At 53.1% G+C, this 17,149-nt stretch carries 15 protein-coding genes; 11 read left to right on the plus strand and 4 right to left on the minus strand.

Features of this window, described 5'->3' with window-relative positions; translation table 11 throughout:
• The first annotated feature begins 51 nt into the window (after positions 1–51).
• The 7 genes from hisS (at position 52) to HED65_RS03850 (ending at position 7,947) form a co-directional block, all read left to right on the plus strand.
• A complete protein-coding gene (gene hisS, locus HED65_RS03820; RefSeq protein ID WP_108090902.1) occupies positions 52–1,326 on the plus strand; it encodes a histidine--tRNA ligase in 1,275 nt (424 codons plus the stop codon).
• Positions 1,327–1,339: 13 nt separating this feature from the next.
• Complete coding sequence (locus HED65_RS03825) at positions 1,340–1,960, plus strand: YfgM family protein (protein ID WP_028016093.1); 621 nt, start codon at positions 1,340–1,342, stop codon at positions 1,958–1,960.
• A 10-nt stretch (positions 1,961–1,970) separates the two neighbouring features.
• A complete protein-coding gene (gene bamB / locus HED65_RS03830; protein ID WP_114977514.1) occupies positions 1,971–3,149 on the plus strand; it encodes an outer membrane protein assembly factor BamB in 1,179 nt (392 codons plus the stop codon).
• A gap of 112 nt (positions 3,150–3,261) precedes the next feature.
• A complete protein-coding gene (der, locus tag HED65_RS03835; protein ID WP_114977809.1) occupies positions 3,262–4,737 on the plus strand; it encodes a ribosome biogenesis GTPase Der in 1,476 nt (491 codons plus the stop codon).
• A gap of 300 nt (positions 4,738–5,037) precedes the next feature.
• Positions 5,038–6,582, plus strand: a complete 1,545-nt coding sequence (locus tag HED65_RS03840; protein WP_114977515.1) for a peptide MFS transporter — start codon at positions 5,038–5,040, stop codon at positions 6,580–6,582.
• Positions 6,583–6,640: 58 nt separating this feature from the next.
• Complete coding sequence (locus HED65_RS03845; protein WP_114977516.1) at positions 6,641–7,675, plus strand: Gfo/Idh/MocA family oxidoreductase; 1,035 nt, start codon at positions 6,641–6,643, stop codon at positions 7,673–7,675.
• Between the two features lie 50 nt (positions 7,676–7,725).
• On the plus strand, positions 7,726–7,947 hold the full coding sequence (locus HED65_RS03850) for a zinc ribbon domain-containing protein (RefSeq protein ID WP_114977517.1): 222 nt from the start codon (positions 7,726–7,728) through the stop codon (positions 7,945–7,947).
• Here HED65_RS03850 and HED65_RS03855 read toward each other — a convergent pair.
• Genes HED65_RS03855 through xseA form a run of 3 tightly spaced genes read right to left on the minus strand, consistent with a single transcriptional unit; the run spans position 7,944 to position 10,746 of the window.
• Positions 7,944–8,294, minus strand: a complete 351-nt coding sequence (locus HED65_RS03855; RefSeq protein WP_114977518.1) for a protealysin inhibitor emfourin — start codon at positions 8,292–8,294, stop codon at positions 7,944–7,946. The genes HED65_RS03850 and HED65_RS03855 overlap by 4 nt on opposite strands.
• Positions 8,295–9,314 carry a M4 family metallopeptidase gene (locus HED65_RS03860; RefSeq protein ID WP_114977519.1) on the minus strand — a complete coding sequence of 340 codons (1,020 nt, stop codon included), beginning with the start codon at positions 9,312–9,314 and terminating at the stop codon, positions 8,295–8,297. It abuts the gene before it with no gap.
• 58 nt (positions 9,315–9,372) lie between these two features.
• On the minus strand, positions 9,373–10,746 hold the full coding sequence (gene xseA / locus HED65_RS03865; protein WP_114977520.1) for an exodeoxyribonuclease VII large subunit: 1,374 nt from the start codon (positions 10,744–10,746) through the stop codon (positions 9,373–9,375).
• 159 nt (positions 10,747–10,905) lie between these two features.
• On the opposite strand from xseA, the gene guaB reads away from it, so the two are divergent.
• Together guaB and guaA are read left to right on the plus strand one after the other, a co-directional pair.
• Positions 10,906–12,372: an IMP dehydrogenase gene (gene guaB / locus HED65_RS03870; RefSeq protein WP_028016101.1), complete on the plus strand. Its 1,467-nt coding sequence runs from the start codon at positions 10,906–10,908 to the stop codon at positions 12,370–12,372.
• Positions 12,373–12,439: 67 nt separating this feature from the next.
• Positions 12,440–14,017, plus strand: coding sequence for a glutamine-hydrolyzing GMP synthase (gene guaA, locus HED65_RS03875; RefSeq protein ID WP_024908661.1), 1,578 nt, complete (start codon positions 12,440–12,442; stop codon positions 14,015–14,017).
• Between the two features lie 438 nt (positions 14,018–14,455).
• On the opposite strand, the gene HED65_RS03880 is transcribed toward guaA, so the two are convergent.
• The gene (locus tag HED65_RS03880) at positions 14,456–15,424 is read right to left on the minus strand and encodes an HNH endonuclease (protein ID WP_114977521.1); all 969 of its coding nucleotides are present in this window, start codon (positions 15,422–15,424) and stop codon (positions 14,456–14,458) included.
• Positions 15,425–15,774: 350 nt separating this feature from the next.
• Between HED65_RS03880 and HED65_RS03885 the strand changes: the two genes are divergently transcribed.
• Complete coding sequence (locus tag HED65_RS03885) at positions 15,775–16,839, plus strand: hypothetical protein (RefSeq protein WP_114977522.1); 1,065 nt, start codon at positions 15,775–15,777, stop codon at positions 16,837–16,839.
• Entirely contained in the window at positions 16,836–17,135 is a 300-nt protein-coding gene (locus HED65_RS03890) for a DUF6966 domain-containing protein (protein ID WP_049005544.1), read from the plus strand. The genes HED65_RS03885 and HED65_RS03890 overlap by 4 nt, the downstream gene beginning before the upstream one ends.
• Positions 17,136–17,149 lie beyond the last annotated feature (14 nt).

Raw genomic sequence — 17,149 nt, forward strand, 5'->3', positions numbered from 1 at the left:
ATGATTGAACCCATTCTTTGGGTTTTTTTTGTATATAGAAAGAGAATAAACGTGGCAAAAAACATTCAAGCCATCCGCGGCATGAACGATTATCTGCCTGGCGAAACCGCCATCTGGCAGCGCATTGAAGGCACACTGAAGCAGGTGCTCGGCAGCTACGGTTACAGTGAAATCCGTTTGCCGATTGTAGAGCAGACCCCGTTATTCAAACGCGCGATCGGCGAAGTCACCGACGTGGTTGAAAAAGAGATGTACACCTTTGAGGACCGTAACGGCGACAGCCTGACCCTGCGTCCGGAAGGCACGGCGGGCTGCGTACGCGCCGGCATCGAACATGGTCTTCTGTACAATCAGGAGCAACGCCTGTGGTATATCGGCCCGATGTTCCGCCACGAACGTCCACAGAAAGGTCGTTATCGCCAGTTCAACCAGTTGGGTGTGGAAGTCTTTGGCCTGCAGGGTCCGGATATCGACGCTGAGCTGATTATGCTGACCGCTCGCTGGTGGCGCGCGCTGGGGATTTCTGAGCACGTTTCACTGGAGCTGAACTCAATCGGCTCTCTGGAAGCGCGTGCAAATTACCGTGACGCGCTGGTTGCGTTCCTGGAACAGCATAAAGAGAAACTGGACGAAGACTGTAAACGTCGTATGTACAGTAACCCGCTGCGTGTTCTGGATTCCAAAAACGCGGATGTTCAGGCGCTGCTGAACGATGCGCCTGCGCTGGGTGACTACCTGGATGAAGAGTCTCGCGAACACTTCGCGGGTCTGTGCAAGCTGCTTGAAGCGGCAGGCATCGCTTATACCGTGAACCAGCGCCTGGTGCGCGGTCTGGACTACTACAACCGCACTGTATTCGAGTGGGTTACCTCAAGCCTCGGTTCGCAGGGCACCGTGTGTGCGGGCGGTCGTTATGACGGTCTGGTAGAGCAGTTGGGTGGCCGTGCAGCCCCTGCGGTTGGCTTCGCAATGGGTCTTGAGCGACTTGTTTTGCTGGTTCAGGCAGTTAATCCGGAATTTAAAGCAGATTCCGTTGTCGATATATACCTGGTGGCCTCAGGTGCGGATACGCAGTCTGCGGCGATGCAGCTTGCTGAACGCGTGCGCGATGCACTGCCGGAGGTTAAGCTGATGACCAACCACGGCGGCGGCAACTTTAAAAAACAGTTTGCTCGTGCCGATAAGTGGGGCGCAAGTATTGCACTGGTGCTGGGCGAGTCCGAAGTGGCTAACGGCGAAGTCGTAGTGAAAGACCTGCGCTCTGGTGAGCAGACAACGGTAACGCAGGACGGCGTTGCGGCGCACTTGCGCACTCTATTAGGCTAAGGAGAAGGACTGCGTGGAAATTTACGAGAACGAACACGATCAGGTCGACGCGATTAAACGCTTCTTTGCTGAAAACGGCAAAGCGCTGGTTGTTGGGGTTATTTTAGGTGTCGGTGCGCTGATAGGCTGGCGTTACTGGAACAATCATCAGGCGGATTCCGCGCGTGGCGCGTCCCTGTCCTATGAAAATACCGTGAGCGCAATTCGAGCCGATCAGCCACAAACGCTGACGGCAGCCGAAAAATTTGCGGCTGACAACAAAAACACTTACGGTGCACTGGCTGCACTGGAAGTGGCACAGCAGTACGTTGATAAGAACGAACTGGATAAAGCGGCTGCTCAGCTGTCTCAGGGCCTTGCTGCCGCCAGCGATGAAAACCTGAAAGCGGTTATCAACCTTCGTCTGGCACGTATCCAGGTTCAGCAGAAAAAAGCTGACGACGCGCTGAAAACGCTCGATACCATTAAAGGTGAGGGCTTTGCTGCCATCGTTGCCGACCTGCGCGGTGAAGCACTGCTGAGCAAAGGTGACAAAGCGGGCGCGCGTAAAGCGTGGCAAGCTGGCGTGGATAGTCAGGCATCACCTGCGCTGAGCGAAATGATGCAGATGAAAATAAATAATTTGTCCGTCTGAGAGGGACCCGATGCAATTGCGTAAATTACTTCTGCCAGGACTGCTTTCTGTTACGTTATTGAGTGGTTGTTCACTGTTCAGTGGCGAAGAAGACGTTGTGAAAATGTCCCCACTGCCGACGGTTGAAAACCAGTTTACCCCATCCACTGCGTGGAGCACCTCCGTGGGTGATGGGATTGGTGATTTCTATTCCAACCTTCATCCGGCCTTTGCCGATAGCGTAATCTATGCGGCAGACCGCAAAGGTACCGTGAAAGCGGTGAACGCTGATGATGGAAAAGAAGTGTGGTCGGTTAACCTCGCGGAAAAAGACGGCTGGTTCTCTCATAAACCTGCGCTGCTGTCTGGCGGCCTGACGGTTGCCGGTGGTCATGTCTACGTGGGCAGCGAAAAAGCACAGGTCTATGCCCTGAACAGCAGCGACGGCTCTATTGCCTGGCAAACGACTGTGGCGGGTGAATCCCTGTCTCGTCCTGTGGTCAGCGACGGCCTGGTGCTGATTCATACCAGCAACGGCCAGCTGCAGGCGCTGAACGAAGCGGACGGTCTGGTGAAATGGACTGTTAACCTGGATATGCCAGCGCTCTCTCTGCGCGGTGAATCCGCTCCGGCTACCGCATTTGGTGCTGCCATTGTTGGCGGTGACAACGGTCGCGTGAGCGCAGTGCTGATGCAGCAGGGCCAGATGATTTGGCAGCAGCGTATCTCTCAGGCTACGGGCTCAACGGAAATTGACCGTCTGAGCGACGTCGACACAACGCCGGTCATCGTTAACGGTGTGGTTTACGCGCTGGCCTATAACGGTAACCTGACTGCGCTGGATCTGCGCAGCGGCCAGATCATGTGGAAACGTGAGCTGGGCTCGGTGAATGATTTCATCGTTGAGGGTAACCGCATCTATATGGTTGACCAGAACGACCGTCTGCTGGCTCTGAGCACCGAAGGTGGCGTGACGCTGTGGACGCAAAGCGATCTGCTGCACCGTCTGCTGACCGCGCCAGCGCTGTACAACGGTAGCCTGGTGGTTGGTGACAGCGAAGGGTATATGCACTGGATTGATCCAGAAAACGGTCGCTTTGTTGCACAGCAAAAAGTCGACAGCTCTGGTTTCCTGACCGATCCGGTTGTGGCCGATGGTAAACTGCTGATTCAGGCAAAAGACGGCACGCTGTACGCGATCACGCGTTAATTACCCGGCGGTTGTAGTATACTAAACGGCTCCTGTTCATTCAGGAGCCGTTTTGACATTTTTAAAAACGCCGCGAAAGCGACGTTATTTTGAATTTTATGAGGCTTCAAACATGGTACCTGTGGTCGCGCTTGTCGGGCGCCCTAACGTTGGAAAATCCACTCTTTTTAACCGTTTAACACGCACCCGTGATGCGCTGGTTGCGGATTTCCCGGGGCTGACGCGTGACCGTAAGTACGGTCGTGCAGAAGTAGAAGGACGCGAGTTCATCTGTATTGATACCGGTGGTATTGACGGCACAGAAGATGGTGTTGAAACCCGCATGGCAGAGCAGTCGCTGCTGGCAATTGAAGAGGCCGATGTGGTGCTGTTCATGGTGGATGCCCGTGCTGGCCTGATGCCAGCGGACTCCGCTATCGCCAAACACCTGCGTTCACGCGAAAAACCGACCTTCCTGGTGGCGAACAAAACTGACGGCATCGATGCCGATCAGGCAATCGCGGATTTCTGGTCTCTGGGCCTGGGCGAAATCTACCCCATTGCGGCATCGCATGGTCGCGGCGTAACCAGCCTGCTGGAAACCGTTCTGCTGCCGTGGGTTGACGAAGTTAACCCGCCGGAAGAGGTGGACGAAGACGCAGAATACTGGGCGCAGTTTGAAGACGGAGAAGAGGGTGAAGAAGATGAGCCTGAAGATGACTTCAACCCGCAGGATCTGCCGATCAAGCTGGCTATCGTGGGTCGTCCAAACGTAGGTAAGTCTACACTTACTAACCGTATCCTGGGTGAAGAGCGCGTGGTCGTTTACGACATGCCGGGCACCACCCGTGACAGTATTTACATCCCAATGCAGCGTGATGAGCGTGAGTATGTCCTCATCGACACCGCAGGCGTACGTAAACGCGGGAAAATCACCGATGTGGTGGAAAAATTCTCCGTTATCAAAACCCTGCAGGCGATTGAAGATGCCAACGTGGTGCTGCTGGTTATTGACGCTCGCGAAGGTATCTCCGATCAGGATCTCTCTCTGCTCGGCTTCATCCTCAATAGTGGGCGCTCACTGGTTATCGTGGTCAACAAATGGGATGGCCTGAGCAACGAAGTGAGAGAGCAGGTGAAAGAGACCCTCGACTTCCGTCTGGGCTTTATCGACTTTGCTCGTGTGCACTTCATCTCCGCGCTGCACGGCAGCGGCGTAGGCAACCTGTTCGAATCGGTGCGTGAAGCGTATGACAGCTCCACCCGTCGTCAAAGTACCGCTATGCTGACCCGTATCATGAATATGGCAGCGGAAGACCATCAGCCACCACTGGTGCGTGGTCGTCGCGTGAAGCTGAAATATGCCCACGCCGGTGGTTATAACCCACCAATCGTGGTGATTCACGGCAACCAGGTGAAAGACCTGCCGGACTCCTACAAGCGCTATCTGATGAACTACTTCCGTAAATCGCTCGACGTGATGGGCACGCCTATCCGTATCCAGTTTAAGGAAGGGGAAAACCCGTTCGCCAACAAGCGTAACACTCTGACGCCAAACCAGATGCGTAAGCGTAAGCGTTTGATTAAGCACATTAAGAAAAGCAAATAATCATTGCCGATCTCACCAAAGCCCGCGTATATCGCGGGCTTTTTTTTGCCCAATCATACCGTCGGTTTTCTCTGTGTGAAGTCAATCACTATTCACTTTTAACCATGTTTAAATCTAAGAAAGTAGACAATCGTCGAATTTTCATCTTAAAGTCCGGGGGCCGGTACTAGACAAAACTAGCGCCTGGTTATCAAATGGTTAACTAACTTTTCGCCGCATGTAAAAAATCGGTCAGATACGTAACTGACCGGCGTACTTGCTGGTGTTTACAAGCACGACGACATACCTTTCGGGAGAATTATGCAATCCTCTGTTAATCAAAAAGAAAGCCGAACGTTCTTCGGTCATCCGTACCCGCTCGGTTCTCTGTTCTTCACCGAGATGTGGGAGCGTTTCTCGTTTTACGGCATTCGCCCGTTACTGATCCTGTTTATGGCTGCCACCGTCTATGACGGCGGGATGGGGCTGGCGCGTGAAAACGCCTCGGCGATTGTCGGTATCTTTGCCGGGACCATGTATCTGGCCGCGCTGCCGGGTGGCTGGCTGGCCGATAACTGGCTCGGCCAGCAGAGAGCCGTCTGGTGCGGTTCGATTCTGATTGCGCTCGGTCACCTGTCGATCGCGCTGTCAGCCATCATGGGCGATAACATGTTCTTTATCGGCCTGATGTTCATCGTGCTCGGCTCTGGTCTGTTCAAAACCTGTATCTCAGTGATGGTCGGTACCCTGTACAAAAAAGGCGACGCGCGTCGTGACGGCGGATTCTCGCTGTTCTACATGGGTATCAATATGGGCTCGTTCATCGCGCCACTGATTTCCGGCTGGCTGATCAAAACCCACGGCTGGCACTGGGGCTTTGGTATTGGTGGTATCGGGATGCTGGTAGCGCTGATTATCTTCCGCGTGTTTGCCGTTCCGGCGATGAAACGCTATGACAGCGAAGTCGGTCTGGACTCCACCTGGAACAGCCCGGTCGTGAAGCGTAACGGCGTGGGTGTGTGGCTACTGGCGCTGGCCGCAGGTGTGGCGACGATCGTGACGCTGATTGCACAGGGCGTGATTGTGATTAACCCGGTCGCGGTAGCCAGCGTGCTGGTTTACGTGATTGCGGCGTCCGTAGCCCTCTACTTTATTTATCTGTTTGTTTTTGCGGGCCTGAACCGTAAAGAGCGCGCCCGACTGCTGGTCTGCTTTATTCTGCTGATCTCTGCGGCGTTCTTCTGGTCTGCATTTGAACAGAAGCCAACGTCTTTCAACCTGTTCGCCAACGACTACACTAACCGCATGATCGGTGATTTCGAAATCCCGGCGGTGTGGTTCCAGTCAATTAATGCCCTGTTCATCATCCTGCTGGCACCGGTATTTAGCTGGGCATGGCCGAAGCTTGCGAGCATGAACATTCGTCCGAGCAGTATCACCAAGTTTGTTATCGGTATTCTGTGTGCTGCGGCAGGTTTTGGCCTGATGATGCTGGCGGCAGAAAACGTGCTGAGTAATGGTGGCGCGGGCGTGTCGCCGTTCTGGCTGGTGGGCAGTATCCTGATGCTGACACTCGGCGAACTGTGTCTGAGCCCGATTGGTCTGGCGACCATGACATTACTGGCGCCAGAGAGAATGCGTGGTCAGATGATGGGCTTGTGGTTCTGCGCCAGTGCGCTGGGGAACCTGGCAGCGGGCCTGATTGGCGGTCACGTGAAGGCCGACCAGCTGGATATGCTGCCGGATCTCTTTGCTCGCTGTTCCGTCGCACTGCTGATTTGTGCCGCGGTACTGATCGTCCTCATTGTTCCAGTGCGTCGTATGCTGGAAAATGCGCAGACTAAACCGGCCGCTAACGCCTTATAAACCTCAGTGTGCCGGGGCAGGTGTTACGCCCCGGCACTGTATTCCCTGAGGTGAAATTATGCAGTTAGGATTTGTTGGTCTTGGCGCGGTAGTGGAAACCGCGTATCTGCCCGCGTTGCGACACCTTTTGGGTCACTCGGTGCGTTGTTTTGGGTTTGATGTTCTTCCTGCAAAGCACCCTGAAGGCGTTACGCGCTGCACTTCCCTTGCGGAACTTCTTGCCATACCGCTGGATACCCTGTTTATCACCACTGCATCGCTGCACCATCTTGAAGTGCTGGAGCAGGCGATTGCCTCGCCCGTTCCACGCATTGTGGTTGAAAAACCGGTAGTCGCCACGCTTCCCCAAATAGAAAAGCTCAACACGCTGCTGGCAAAACCCGGTGTGGCATCTCGCGTGCTGGCGCTCGACCACTGGATGGCGCGCATTGAAACGGTGAAGCGGTCGCTGGTGGGCAATATTTCTGACATCGTCAAAATCGACGGTTTTTTGCAGGAGCCGAGTGGCTATAACGAATCCGGGGAACCCATCGCGCTTAACTTTGCCACGGGCGAGCCGGATACCCGTACACTTCGTCATCCTGATGGCGTGATTCTGGATATCGGTACGCACGTGCTGGCGATGCTGCGTGAAACGGTGCGTTATCTGGGAGGGAGCGATGAGATGACCTTGCAGGTGGTGACGGCTAAAGACCGTCTGGGTCGCGAAATCGCAAAAGGTGACCTGACCACGGCGGAAGGTGAGGCACATCTTCAGGGCTGCATCAGCGGTGTACCGGTGGACATCTGGCTTAATAAATACGCGGGACCCGCGGGTGGGCAAAAGGGCTTACGGCTCTGCTTGCGGGACGGGCGCACCATCAGTTACGACCGGCACGGCACAGAAGATGTGCTGGAGCTGATCAATGGCGACACCCGGCAATACTGGAAAATTCCCGGCACAATCTACGAACACTGTCTTGCAGAGCATATTCTGGGCGCCAGGAGTCTGTATGAACGGGATCCGCAAGAGGTGAGTCGCACCACGCGTCGCAGGATCGAGGAAGTGACGCTGCTACTGTCCTTGCAGCAACAGTTGCGTGGTCCGCACTGAACGCAACGTGGTAAAATTATCACAGACATGAATGCGCTAAAGGAGTCACCATGACGATTACCTGCCCGGATTGCCAGGCATCGCTTGAGCCCCTGAACGGGGTAGCACATTGCGACAGCTGTAATAAAGACATTGCGCTTGAAGCCCGTTGCCCGGAGTGCCATCAGCCACTCCAGGTATTAAAAGCCTGCGGCGCGGTGGACTATTTCTGCCAGAACGGCCACGGTCTTATCTCTAAAAAACGCGTGGAGTTCGTTCGGGCCGAAGGCTAATCGCACACGCAGCCTTCGCCTTTCTGCCACAGCTCGACCAGCGACTCGGGCGCCTCCTGCTCCGGTACCAGCACGATGATATCGGCGTAGTGCGCCTGATTTTGCCCGGTCCAGATAATCTGGATGCGGAAATAGCGCTGGTCACCGCTGCCGGGTGACGAGGCTTGTCCCGGCGGCTGACCGCGCGGAAAGGCCTGCTCCAGGATGCTCACCACACGCTGGCGTTGAGCCTCATTGAGCGAAGAAAGCGCGATGGTACGCTGGCCGCTCAGCTTAGGAATAAAAGCGACGCCGCCTTCTCGGGCCAGTTCAACCACGGCGTCATCTGTCAGTTCCGGAACCTGCATTTACAGCACTCCCACCTGTTCCCAGGCTTGCTTAATGGCCGCTCCAACGTCGCCACCGGAGCGGTTCTCTCCGTGCGCTATCGTCAGTTTTGCGAAGGCATCAAAATCCGCATCCTGCGCCAGATTGCGATCGCAAACTGTGTCGTACCAGGCATAACCCGCTTTTTCCCAGGCGTAGCCGCCGATAGCTGTCGCGGCCAGATAAAATGCCCGGTTGGGGATGCCGGAGTTCAAGTGCACGCCACCGTTATCCTCGCGCGTTTTAATGAAATCTTTCATGTGCGCGGGCTGCGGATCTTTGCCGAGCAGCGGATCGTCGTAGGCAGTGCCAGGTTCAGACATCGAGCGCAGCCCTTTACCGTTGATTCCTTTTGCAAGCAGCCCTTCACCAATGAGCCAGTCTGCTTTATCGGCGGTTTGCTTCAGATGATACTGTTTGACCAGGGATCCAAACACGTCTGACAGCGACTCGTTCAGCGCGCCAGACTGTTCAAAATAGATAAGCCCGGCTTCGGTTTCAGTCACACCGTGGCTCAGCTCGTGTGCCACCACGTCGATGGCGATGGTAAAGCGGTTAAATATTTCCCCGTCACCGTCGCCGAATACCATCTGCTGACCGTTCCAGAAGGCGTTCTGATATTCCCGACCGTAATGCACGGTGCCGGTCAAAATAAGCCCTTTATTATCGAGTGAATCACGCTGATATTCTTTCCAGAAGAAATCATGGGTAATACCCAAATAATCGTACGCCTCATCCACCGCCACATCACCGTTCGAAGGCTGGCCTTCGTAACGCACCTGCGAACCCGGCAGTTCCTGGGTCTGCTTCGCGTCGTAAATATCGCGCTCCAGCTGTCCGGCTTTATTCACGTGCGGCGCGGCAGGTTTTCCCGGCATGTGGGCCATCAGTGTCTGGACATGGGTTAAGGTCTGGCGGGCGCAGCGCTGTTGCGGCTCTGAACCGCTTTCGATAATACGACGAAGAATATAAGGGGGAATTACGCTATGACGATGTGACATGCTGCTCTCCTTATTAAAAAAGGGAATAGCAGCAGTATAGTAAGTAACCGGCGAAGAATTATCCGGTTTTACGCTGGCGTGTTTTTTTCACCGGTTTGATTGATTTCACTTCGCTTTCTACCCAGCCGTCTGAAAGACGTGTCGTCAGCACATCACCGGTATTCACCTGTTTGGTTTGCTTCAGCACTTTGCCGTCTGTCGCCGTCGTCACGCTATAGCCGCGCGCCAGCGTGGAGAGGGGGCTGACCGCTTCAAGATGGGTCACCGCATTGCCAAAGCGTTCACGGGTTGAGCTCAGTCGTGTACGGATATTCTCTGCCAGACGATATTCGAGCTGCTGGATCCGCGTTTGCGCGCGATAAATTTTCGGCTGCGGGTTCTGCTGGTTCAGGCGCTGCGTGACGCGCTGCTGACGCGACACCGCACGCTTGAGCTGGTTATCCAGCGCGAAATTCATGCGCTGACGCAGGCGCTCCAGGACGGTCTGCTGACGCGCCAGACGCAGTTGTGGGTGCTGCTGTTGCAGGCGATGATGAAGCTGGGTAAAACGACGGGTACGGTTTGCGAGGAAGTAGTCCATCGCCATTTCCAGACGCTGCTGGCTGTTCTGAAGCTGACGAAGCAGTTCCAGCTGGTTGCGGCTCACCACTTCCGCTGCTGCGGATGGCGTAGGGGCGCGTAAATCGGCAACAAAATCCGCGATGGTAACGTCCGTTTCGTGCCCGACGGCGCTCACTACAGGGATATGGCTTGCGAAAATCGCCCGTGCGACACGTTCGTCGTTAAAGCTCCACAGGTCTTCCAGCGAGCCACCGCCACGGCCAACGATCAACACGTCGCACTCCTGACGCGCATTCGCCAGTTCAATGGCGCGGACAATCTGGCCTGGCGCATCGTCACCCTGTACCGCGGTTGGGTAGATGATCACGGGTAGGGAAGGGTCACGACGCTTGAGCACGTGCAAAATATCGTGCAGGGCCGCACCGGTTTTTGAAGTAATAACCCCAACGCAGTGGGCAGGAGAGGGGAGCGGCTTTTTGAACTGCTGGTCGAACAGCCCTTCTTCCGAGAGTTTTGCTTTTAGCTGTTCATACTTCTGCTGTAGCAAGCCTTCGCCCGCAGGCTGCATGCTCTCGACGATAATCTGATAGTCACCGCGCGGCTCATACAACGTGATATTGGCGCGCACCAGCACCTGCTGGCCGTGCTGAGGACGGAACGTCACGCGACGGTTGCTGTTGCGGAACATCGCGCAGCGCACCTGGGCGGTATCGTCTTTTAGCGTAAAGTACCAGTGGCCGGATGACGGCTGCGTGAAGTTTGAGATCTCACCGCTGATCCAGACTTGCCCCATTTCCTGCTCAAGCAGTAAACGAACCGTTTGATTAAGGCGGCTAACAGTAAAAATTGAAGGGGTTTGAGAGGATAACATGTGAGCGGGATCAAATTCTAAATCAGCAAGTTATTCAGTCGATAGTAACCCGCTGAGAGGGGAGTGCAAGGTTTTTTTATAAAAAAGTGTGGATGCAATCGGTTACGCTCTGTATAATGCCACGGCAATATTTAACCACCCAGGTCAGAGATATTGCCCATGCTACGTATCGCTAAAGAAGCACTGACGTTTGACGACGTCCTCCTTGTTCCCGCTCACTCCACTGTTCTGCCGAATACTGCCGATCTCAGCACGCAGTTGACGAAAACCATTCGCCTGAACATTCCTATGCTCTCTGCGGCAATGGACACCGTGACTGAAGCGCGCCTGGCTATCGCCCTGGCACAGGAAGGTGGCATCGGCTTTATTCATAAAAACATGTCTATCGAGCGTCAGGCTGAAGAAGTTCGCCGCGTGAAAAAACATGAATCCGGTATCGTGTCTGACCCACAGACCGTTCTGCCAACCACCACCCTGCACGAAGTGAAAGCCCTGACCGAACGTAACGGCTTTGCCGGTTACCCGGTTGTGACTGAAGCCAACGAACTGGTCGGTATCATTACCGGTCGTGACGTGCGTTTCGTGACCGACCTGAACCAGCCTGTCAGTGTTTATATGACACCGAAAGAGCGTCTGGTAACCGTTCGTGAAGGCGAAGCCCGTGACGTCGTGTTCGCTAAAATGCACGAAAAACGTGTTGAGAAAGCGCTGGTTGTGGATGCGAACTTCCACCTGCGCGGCATGATCACCGTTAAAGATTTCCAGAAAGCAGAACGTAAACCTAACGCCTGTAAAGATGAGCATGGCCGTCTGCGCGTAGGTGCTGCAGTTGGCGCGGGTGCTGGTAACGAAGAGCGTGTTGATGCGCTGGTTGCTGCGGGCGTTGACGTGCTGCTGATTGACTCCTCTCACGGCCACTCCGAAGGCGTTCTGCAACGTATTCGTGATACCCGTGCTAAATACCCTGATCTGCAGATCATCGGCGGTAACGTGGCGACGGGCGCAGGTGCTCGCGCACTGGCTGACGCTGGTTGCAGCGCGGTGAAAGTGGGTATCGGTCCTGGCTCCATCTGTACTACCCGTATCGTGACCGGCGTGGGCGTTCCGCAGATCACTGCAGTGTCTGACGCGGTTGAAGCACTGGAAGGCACCGGTATTCCGGTTATCGCTGACGGCGGTATCCGCTTCTCTGGTGACATCGCCAAAGCGATCGCCGCAGGTGCTGCTGCGGTGATGGTAGGCTCTATGCTGGCTGGTACCGAAGAATCCCCGGGTGAAATCGAACTCTACCAGGGCCGTTCTTACAAATCTTACCGCGGTATGGGCTCTCTGGGCGCGATGTCCAAAGGTTCCTCTGACCGTTACTTCCAGACCGATAACGCCGCTGACAAACTGGTACCGGAAGGTATCGAAGGTCGCGTTGCCTATAAAGGCCGTCTGAAAGAGATCATTCACCAGCAGATGGGCGGCCTGCGCTCCTGTATGGGTCTGACCGGCTGTGGTACCATTGACCTGCTGCGTACTAAAGCGGAATTCGTACGCATCAGCGGTGCGGGTATCCAGGAGAGCCACGTTCACGACGTGACGATCACCAAAGAGTCCCCGAACTACCGTCTGGGCTCCTGATAAGTTTCCGCGCCCGGCTCCTGCCGGGCGCTCTGTTTTTGTTTCACTTGCCTCGGAATTAGCGTCAATGACGGAAAACATTCATAAACATCGCATTCTCATCCTGGACTTTGGTTCTCAGTACACTCAGCTGGTGGCGCGTCGCGTACGTGAACTGGGCGTTTACTGTGAACTGTGGGCGTGGGATGTCACGGAAGCACAGATTCGCGAATTCAATCCAAGCGGCATCATCTTGTCCGGCGGCCCGGAAAGTACTACCGAAGAGAACAGCCCGCGTGCACCGCAGTACGTGTTCGAAGCTGGCGTGCCGGTATTCGGCGTTTGCTACGGTATGCAGACCATGGCAATGCAGCTTGGCGGCCACGTCGAAGGTTCTAACGAGCGTGAGTTTGGCTACGCGCAGGTAGAAGTCGTCACCGACAGCGCGCTGGTGCGCGGTATCGAAGACTCCCTGACCGCAGACGGTAAACCGCTGCTGGACGTGTGGATGAGCCACGGCGACAAAGTCACCGCCATCCCGTCTGACTTCGTGACCGTTGCCAGCACCGAGAGCTGCCCGTTCGCCATCATGGCAAACGAAGAAAAACGCTTCTACGGCGTGCAGTTCCACCCGGAAGTGACCCACACCCGTCAGGGTATGCGCATGCTGGAGCGCTTCGTGCGTGACATCTGCCAGTGTGAAGCCCTGTGGACCCCGGCAAAAATCATCGACGACGCCGTTGAGCGTATCCGCCAGCAGGTTGGCGATGACAAAGTGATCCTCGGCCTCTCGGGCGGCGTGGACTCCTCCGTGACCGCGATGCTGCTGCACCGCGCCATCGGCAAAAACCTGACCTGTGTCTTCGTCGACAACGGTCTGCTGCGTCTGAACGAAGCCCAGCAGGTTATGGACATGTTTGGTGACCACTTCGGTCTGAACATCGTTCACGTGGAAGGCGAGCAGCGCTTCCTGGACGCGCTGAAAGGTGAGAACGATCCGGAAGCGAAACGTAAAATCATCGGCCGTGTGTTCGTGGAAGTGTTCGACGAAGAAGCGCTGAAGCTGGACGACGTGAAATGGCTGGCGCAGGGCACCATCTACCCGGACGTGATCGAGTCTGCGGCATCCGCAACCGGTAAAGCACACGTTATTAAATCTCACCACAATGTGGGCGGCCTGCCGAAAGAGATGAAGATGGGTCTGGTTGAGCCACTGCGTGAGCTGTTCAAAGACGAAGTGCGTAAGATCGGTCTGGAGCTGGGTCTGCCGTACGATATGCTCTACCGTCACCCGTTCCCGGGTCCGGGTCTGGGCGTGCGTGTGCTGGGCGAAGTGAAGAAAGAGTACTGCGACCTGCTGCGTCGCGCGGACGCGATCTTCATCGAAGAGCTGCACAAAGCTGACCTGTACAACAAAGTGAGCCAGGCGTTCACCGTGTTCCTGCCGGTTCGCTCTGTAGGCGTAATGGGCGATGGCCGTAAGTACGACTGGGTTGTTTCCCTGCGTGCGGTGGAAACCATCGACTTCATGACTGCGCACTGGGCGCACCTGCCGTATGACTTCCTGGGCCGCGTGTCTAACCGCATCATCAACGAAGTTAACGGCATTTCCCGCGTGGTGTATGACATCAGCGGTAAGCCACCGGCTACGATTGAGTGGGAATGATTTCTCAACCTTTAAAGTCTGGCACTGACAGACTATAAAATATCTCTAAGCCCGCGGATTGCGGGCTTTTTTTTGGCCATGGCTGGCAAGACCGTGCATGGTTTGAACGTGGTATTTTGAGGTGGATGATTTATCGGGAATGCTACGGATTAGACCTGATACCATGCCGCGCCAACTCCAACCAAAGATAAACGTTGCAAAAAAATAACCATGTGGTCCATGGTTGTTGGCATTACTGCTGACCTGTCTCTTATCGCTCTGGTATTGTCAGGTTAGTGCCAGAAGCAGTCCTTGCGCCATTGGGTGGATATTAAATAATGAAGCAGGCCAACTTGAATAAACAAAAAATGTATTTATTCAGGATGATTAAAATGAGAATGAAAGTATATTACTTTTGGTGACCGCCCGCGCGGTCACCTTAGATATGGTGGCAACCACCTAGAACCTTGTACAATCTTTAAGCTCTTTTTCTAGTTGCTCAACCAAGTCAGAGCAATTTTTTACAACCTCTTTAACTGACTCTGAATTTAATTCATGAAAATTTCCATCTTTTGTTTTACCTGCTCGATGAACTAAGTCATGCCTGATTAACACGCTTTTATAAACATCTGCGAATATAGGGAATGTAATGCCAAAAGTATCGCGATACATGCCACTTACTTTTGGTAGATTATGATAAAGCACACTCTTCATAGACTCCATCGCTTTAGATTCTATTTCTTCATGTTTTATAAATAACTCCGAAAGTGAGAAGTTTTCTTGATTGTAATCTTTAAAATTTTCAACAAAACTTCTTAAGTTCGCTTGACTACCGTGGATTAAGGAAATAAAACGGTCACATAAATATGTTTCCAAAGAAGTTATTATATTGGCATACAGCATATAAGTCATTTGTACTTGTAAAACACTATCAATTTGTAACTGAGCATCATTAAGCTTTATGGCGTTCAGCATACTATTTCTGAATGTTATATAGACATCGTGTTCAGATAGATTTCGATCATCAGAAAACTGCATGTCAATAACATCTAGAATACGCTGTTCGATTAATGAAGGCCTATTCAACTGCAATACATCTATAGTCGCCTGCCCTCGCTCAGTTAAACCTTCTAAATATCCATTTTTATTTTGTTTTATATGTTCTGAAAAACTTTCAATCACAGGATTTAGGAGTAATGGTTTACCATTCTCATCTAGAGGAAACTGATCTCGTTTAATCGTGTTACATGCTCTACAAGCGATGAGCAGATTATCTGTATCCTCCTGGAAGTCAGGATACTTTGATTTTGGTAAAAAGTGCTCAACATCCGCCATCAATGGTTCATAAAGTCTAGTGCCACAGTAAGCACATTGGTGATTAAACTTCTCCCATAGTTCAAGCTTAAGCGCTCTATAATTCCTAATCATTCAATAGTTCCTTTATAATTCTGGTTGGTTATCTATTCGTCAGTTTACGCTAAAGAAACGAGCCTTTAATTGGGTTAAATCATATCTAAATGTAATCTATTAAGCGATCATATTTCATTAATAACAAGAGATAACGTTCGATTCACAGTTTGCGGGTAAATGTAACTTAACGTCCGCTCCTCGCTCACAGCGGACCTTTTCTGGTCAGTCCCCGGTTAGACAGAACCTGGGCGCTGGCGGAGCCAACATCATGGTATCTGGTCAATCAACCATGGGGGCATTAGGGGGCTTTGCCTGTTGTCTGGAATGCGCAATAATGGAGCGCATAAAGGCAGCGCAAAAGGGGCACCATGCTTCATCACAGCCAGGCCATGTCACTGGACGACATCTACCTTGAGGACATTCCTCACATTATCCACCCGGACACTGCGGCAGGAGATCTCGCAGCAACTGCACTGCCCAACCGCATCATCCAGGAGTGGAATTTACCGCAGGGCTATACCCGGTTTGTCAGCCGCTATCAACCGTTTCACTGGCAGCATCCGTGGATGGCATACCGTGACGCGCTTGAAGATATCAAATCCGGGAAGCTCGTTCTGCTGAGAAAAAACATAACCGGGCATGCTATTTCTGGCGTACTGACGACATCCGGTGACCTTCGCAATGATCTACCCTTGTTCCTTCATATCAGGCTCAGCCATCTCCTGTTCCGGCAACTGAAACGCCCGGAATATCACGTCCGCCCTGCGGCACCTGCGCAACATGCTCAGGCTGCAAAAACCATCAACAGCAAAGCTGTAGGTCGGTTGTTGGCTGCGGGCGGGATCTATAATGGCAATATTGAGGGATTCCATCAGACCGCGCAGCAGCTCGGTGGTGATGCGCCAGCGGGTTACAATCAGGTTATGGACAATAAAGGGCTGATCATTGCTGGCGCTTCTGTTGCTGCGGGTCTTGGCCTTGGCAGACTGGGGGCAGCGAGTGAGCTTAACAATCTCCATGTTCTGGGAAAAGTCGAAGGGGAATACTCAATGATAAAGCCCGGACCATTACCCAAAGAGCTAGCAGAAACCTTTTCCAGTGGTACATACAAAGAGATCACTCTATCAACAGATACGAGTTTCTATAGAGGGGGCATTGAGGGACGACCATTAGGTCAGTTTTTCGGATATGAACGACCTCAAGGAGTTCTCCAAACCAGGATAGATAAGGCCCTGCTTCCCAAATGGCCTAATGGAAGTGAATCTCCTCTTGATAGCTATCACGAGATCCAGATACCCGCAGGAACGAAAGTATATGTTGGAGAAGTAGGCTATCAAACAGACCTTTTTTCCGGTGGCTCTGAGCAAGTTGTAGTACCTACCCCGTGGAAAATACCTGGCGTTAAGATACTTGGAAGTGGTGGTTTGAAATGAAAAATGAAATAAAGAAAACAGTAACCGAGATCATTAAAATACTATCCTCAAATGAGGAGGAGTCATGGGCAAAAACATTTGAAAAACTGGCCATCGAGCTCGATGTTGATTGTGAATCATCCATTTACTCATTGAAAAAACTATACGGTGGAATGGGGTCATTTAACGATATTGTTCTCCATAAAAATGGAATACCTCTAATTCGAGAAAATGACGAGTTAGATGATTTGAGACATACGCTCTACAAGCAACTTGACCATGCAATCGGCTTGTTAAAAGCAGGTGATTTACCATAACGTCGTTACCAGCT

Origin of the sequence: Pantoea sp. LS15, assembly GCF_012241585.1 — a bacterium.
GTDB lineage: Bacteria > Pseudomonadota > Gammaproteobacteria > Enterobacterales > Enterobacteriaceae > Enterobacter.

Excerpts from the sequence above, each read along its gene's own strand:
- bamB (WP_114977514.1), top strand. The coding sequence starts at position 1,971 with ATGCAATTGCGTAAATTACTTCTGCCAGGACTGCTTTCTGTTACGTTA.
- der (WP_114977809.1), top strand. The coding sequence starts at position 3,262 with ATGGTACCTGTGGTCGCGCTTGTCGGGCGCCCTAACGTTGGAAAATCC.
- HED65_RS03840 (WP_114977515.1), top strand. The coding sequence starts at position 5,038 with ATGCAATCCTCTGTTAATCAAAAAGAAAGCCGAACGTTCTTCGGTCAT.
- HED65_RS03845 (WP_114977516.1), top strand. The coding sequence starts at position 6,641 with ATGCAGTTAGGATTTGTTGGTCTTGGCGCGGTAGTGGAAACCGCGTAT.
- HED65_RS03850 (WP_114977517.1), top strand. The coding sequence starts at position 7,726 with ATGACGATTACCTGCCCGGATTGCCAGGCATCGCTTGAGCCCCTGAAC.
- HED65_RS03855 (WP_114977518.1), bottom strand. The coding sequence starts at position 8,294 with ATGCAGGTTCCGGAACTGACAGATGACGCCGTGGTTGAACTGGCCCGA.
- HED65_RS03860 (WP_114977519.1), bottom strand. The coding sequence starts at position 9,314 with ATGTCACATCGTCATAGCGTAATTCCCCCTTATATTCTTCGTCGTATT.
- xseA (WP_114977520.1), bottom strand. The coding sequence starts at position 10,746 with ATGTTATCCTCTCAAACCCCTTCAATTTTTACTGTTAGCCGCCTTAAT.
- guaB (WP_028016101.1), top strand. The coding sequence starts at position 10,906 with ATGCTACGTATCGCTAAAGAAGCACTGACGTTTGACGACGTCCTCCTT.
- guaA (WP_024908661.1), top strand. The coding sequence starts at position 12,440 with ATGACGGAAAACATTCATAAACATCGCATTCTCATCCTGGACTTTGGT.
- HED65_RS03880 (WP_114977521.1), bottom strand. The coding sequence starts at position 15,424 with ATGATTAGGAATTATAGAGCGCTTAAGCTTGAACTATGGGAGAAGTTT.
- HED65_RS03885 (WP_114977522.1), top strand. The coding sequence starts at position 15,775 with ATGCTTCATCACAGCCAGGCCATGTCACTGGACGACATCTACCTTGAG.
- HED65_RS03890 (WP_049005544.1), top strand. The coding sequence starts at position 16,836 with ATGAAAAATGAAATAAAGAAAACAGTAACCGAGATCATTAAAATACTA.